Raw genomic sequence first — 4,104 nt, 5'->3', positions numbered from 1 at the left:
GTAACCAAGTCAGGTAATACCACTGAAACGCTTGTTAATGGTGCTTTTTTTATTGAGCTCCTTAAAAAATATAAACCCCATAAGTATCAAGAATATATGGTGGTTATAACCGATTATGATTCACCTCTTTATACTATAGCTCAACAGGAACGGTATAACTTATTAGAGATACCGAAACTTGTAGGTGGTCGTTACTCGGTATTTTCAGCTGTAGGTCTTTTTCCGTTAGCGTTAGTAGGTATACCTATCCAAGAACTTATGGCAGGCGCCCGTGTAATACTTGATGCCTATTTTAGTGGTAGTTCAGATGCAGCTGTAAGTGCTGCTCTTATTTATACCCATTTTAAATCAGGTAAAAATATTCATGATACTTTTTTGTTTTCACCACATTTATACATGCTTGGTAACTGGTATCGGCAACTTGTGGGTGAAAGCTTAGGAAAAAAACTTTCTCTTGAAGACGTGCTTGTCGAAACTGGTATGACTCCAACAGTGTCTATTGGCACAACTGATTTACATTCAGTGGCTCAGTTATATTTAGGTGGTCCTCGGGATAAATTTACTTCTTTTGTACAAGTGGCTTTTGAGCCTCAAGTATATACGGTGCCTAATGAAGCTATTACAACGCCAGTAAGTTCTCTTGTAGGTAAAACAGTAGCTACGATTAAAAAAGCAATTTTTGAAGGTGTTGAGCAAGCGTATGCAAGTGAACACAGACCTTTTGTAACTATTACATTACCAGAGCGTAGTGCTTACAGCTTGGGGCAATACATGATGTTTAAAATCTGTGAAACTATAAGTATTGGCCATTTGCTGGGTATTAATGCTTTTGATCAGCCTGCTGTTGAATTGTATAAAGAAAAAACACGAAAGATATTAAGCCGTGGATAACCGTTCTAATACTACCAGCCTCCACTCTTGGACGATTATTATTCTTGGTGTAACAGGGGATCTCGCCCGGAAAAAGATTTTGCCAGCGATATGTTCTTTGGTAACTGAGCACCTTGAAAGAAATCAAAAGTGTAATTTTATACTTATAGGAGCTGCCAAAGATCATACTACTATGCACGAGCTTTTAGAGTATGAAGAGGTTTGTAGTAAAAATACCCAAAGCACGAGTTCTGGCTGGGAGTATCTTAAAAATATTAGTTATTATATTAGTCTTGATTTTAACAAGCCAGAAGACTTTAAGGCCTTGGCAACTGTTATTGAAAAGCATGAACATGAGCACAATTTGCCAGGCAATAGATTAGTTTATTTAGCAACAGCAGCTGACTTTTATTGTGATATAACTACCAATTTAGCGCAAGCAGGCATTGTGGAACGTCAAAAAAATAATGGTAAAAAACAAGTAATAGTATACGAAAAACCTTTTGGTCGGGATCTACAAACAGCCCGTAAGATAAATCTTTGTATTGAAAAATATGTAGATGAAGAACAGATCTATCGTGTTGATCATTACTTAACTAAAACATTAGTCAGTTCGCTTGCGCTTATACGTTTTAGTAATGTATTTTTTGAGCCTATTTGGAATGCTAAGTATATCGATCAGGTGCAAATTATATTTAATGAGACCATTGGCATAGATAATCGGGGTAGTTTTTATGATAACTATGGTGCATTAAAAGATGTTATGCAAAACCATATGTTACAATTACTTTCTCTTATAGCTATGGAGTGCCCACAATCACTTGACGGCAACGCGATCAGTCTTGCTAAAAGTGAGGTGCTCAAAAAAGCTCGTGTAGTTACCGGTCTGTTAGGACAATATACAGGCTATACAACTGAAAGCCATGTGCGACCTGATTCTAAAACCGAAACGCTTGCAGTGCTTAAGTGTTTTATCGATACACCACGCTGGCAAGAAGTTCCCTTTTATTTAAAGACAGGTAAATGTTTGCAAACTAAGGCTACAGCTATACACGTTGTTTTTAAACCGGTTAGTCAGGCCTTAGTTGGTGCATCAGGTACTTTTGCGCCTAATACGCTTACGTTACATATTGCTCCAGATTCAAGTTTATCAGTTACTCTTAATGCTCAAAATACACCTAATAATACGAGCATTACCAACTGTGTAGAATCTACTTTGTGTTATACCTGTAATTTTTATGATCACATGCCACACACCTATCAAAGACTACTGCTTGATATACTTAGTGGTGACAGCAGTATTACGGTGCATAGCCATGAAATTGAGTATGCGTGGCAAGTTATAGAGCACGTTTCTGCTTTACAGTTGCCGTTATATACCTACGCTTGCGGGAGCTCTGGTCCTGAACAACTTGCTCTATTTTCGCAAGTTAACGGTGTAGACTGGTTGGCGTAAAGTAAGCTTAGTAGATGCTTGCAGTTAATTAAGCGTGTTACTATACTTATGCTTGCAGAGTAGATACATGATTATAAAGGGAGACAAGTAGTATGAAAATAATTGATATCAGTTGGCCTATGACTCCCGATGCAACTGGTTATAAAGATGCTCAAGACGTCTATTTTACTACTACTCAAAGTATGGAAAAAGATGGTGTACGCAAATCACGTATTATAATGAGCTCTCATGCATCAACCCACGTAGATGCGCCAGCTCATTTTATCCCTCAAGGAAAAACCATTGATCAATTTGCTCTTAGTCAGCTTATTGGTACTGCTGTCGTACTTGATTTAACTGAAGTTGAAGAAGCTATTGGTCGTGAAGACTTAGAGCCTTATGAACTGAGTAAAGGCCTTATAGTTCTTCTTAAAACGCGTAACAGCGAACTTGTAGAAAATGCCCCTTTTGAACGAGAATTTGTGTATTTAGATTCAGTGGCAGCTGCTTATCTTATAGAAGTTGGTGTAAAAGCTGTTGGCATAGACTATCTAGGTATTGAGCGCAATCAGCCTGAACATGATACTCATAAGACATTATTTGAGCATGATGTACCTATTATCGAAGGGCTACGGCTTGCTCATGTAGGTGAGGGTGCTTATTTTTTTGTTTGTTTGCCTTTAGCTGTCGTTGGACTTGAGGCAGCACCTGCTCGAGCTATACTTATTGAAGATATGCTCTAGGGTTTTTGTATTAAAAGTATTTTTGTTATACTAGTACCAGTCTAGTTTATATAATTACTTTTAAGAGGTGTTTTATGGTATCTTTCAAAAAATCACATACATTTTTAGCTTTTAGCTTTTTGCTTTCTGCTGCTACAAGCGTATTGGCGGTAAGTTTACCAAGCAAAGAACAAGTAAAACAGGTTGCTTCTGCTACGCTTATTAGTCCTCTTGGTCATCGTATTATTGACTATGTGCAAGAAAAAGTCAGTCATACTGAAGTCAAAGAAGAGACTCAAGAAACTTCTTCTATTCGTTCAGCAATAAAAGAAGAAATAAAAGAAGAAATAAGAAAAGAAGATGAAGCTCAAGAGAGTCCTATAAGTGATATTCTAGAAGATGAAATAGTTAAAGCAGTAACATTGTTTTTTACCCCTAATGGTACTTTACTTAAGCTTCCTGAGGGTGAAAGTGAAGCTAAACTACGTGAAAAAGCGTATTTAATTAATCTTCGCTTACGTGTTATGAATCAGTTAGAGTCTGAAATTGAAACTAAAAAAGAGAAGATTTCTGCTGAACATTACGAAAATGCACTTAAAGCTTTAAGCAAAGCCAACAAGTTCTTTGCATTTGTTGATGCTTGGCGTAATTCATTTTTGTGTACCCATAATCCTTATGAAGAAGAGTATAAAACCCCAAGTATAGTTGATCCTGTACTTGAGAAAATTCTTATTGAGTCTATTATTTCTGGATTTAAGCCACTAGAAGAATGTACAGAAAAAGAGTTAGAATCAAAAGAGTCTGGCAAAAAGCGTAATGCACGTATTATGGCTCGTCTAAAAGAAGCACTCAGTGACAAAGTATATGAAAAGATTAACCGTGCAGGCCACGTGCTTGATTTTTTTAATGTACGAACTGGGAAATAACTTAGAAAATAGTTGTAAAATAAGGCCTGATTTTAATCAGGCCTTTATTATTAACTCAATTAACTTACTGTTTGTGACAAGCACAATACTTTTAGTTAATTGACTTTGTATTGCCATACTTTTTATACTCGATATATGCTTAAAGAAGCAT

The 4,104-nt window shown here is 36.5% G+C and carries 4 protein-coding genes; all 4 read left to right on the top strand.

All coding sequences use genetic code 11. The features are described 5' to 3' along the window. On the top strand, window positions 1–891 hold an 891-nt coding region (locus H0X48_06830; protein MBA3955004.1), incomplete at its 5' end, for a hypothetical protein. Continuing rightward, complete coding sequence (gene zwf / locus H0X48_06825; GenBank protein MBA3955003.1) at window positions 884–2,326, top strand: glucose-6-phosphate dehydrogenase; 1,443 nt, start codon at window positions 884–886, stop codon at window positions 2,324–2,326. The genes H0X48_06830 and zwf, both read left to right, overlap by 8 nt. Window positions 2,327–2,418: 92 nt before the next feature. Next, a complete protein-coding gene (locus H0X48_06820; GenBank protein MBA3955002.1) occupies window positions 2,419–3,048 on the top strand; it encodes a cyclase family protein in 630 nt (209 codons plus the stop codon). 74 nt (window positions 3,049–3,122) lie between these two features. Further along, window positions 3,123–3,953 carry a hypothetical protein gene (locus tag H0X48_06815; protein MBA3955001.1) on the top strand — a complete coding sequence of 277 codons (831 nt, stop codon included), beginning with the start codon at window positions 3,123–3,125 and terminating at the stop codon, window positions 3,951–3,953. Window positions 3,954–4,104: the final 151 nt, after the last annotated feature.

It is taken from the genome of Candidatus Dependentiae bacterium, assembly GCA_013821315.1.
Classification (GTDB): domain Bacteria; phylum Babelota; class Babeliae; order Babelales; family Babelaceae; genus JACDHA01.
This window is presented reverse-complemented; position numbering and strand designations above follow the sequence as displayed.

What these genes read in the sequence shown, in the direction of transcription:
- H0X48_06820 (MBA3955002.1), top strand. Translation starts at nt 2,419, where the DNA reads ATGAAAATAATTGATATCAGTTGGCCTATGACTCCCGATGCAACTGGT.
- H0X48_06815 (MBA3955001.1), top strand. Translation starts at nt 3,123, where the DNA reads ATGGTATCTTTCAAAAAATCACATACATTTTTAGCTTTTAGCTTTTTG.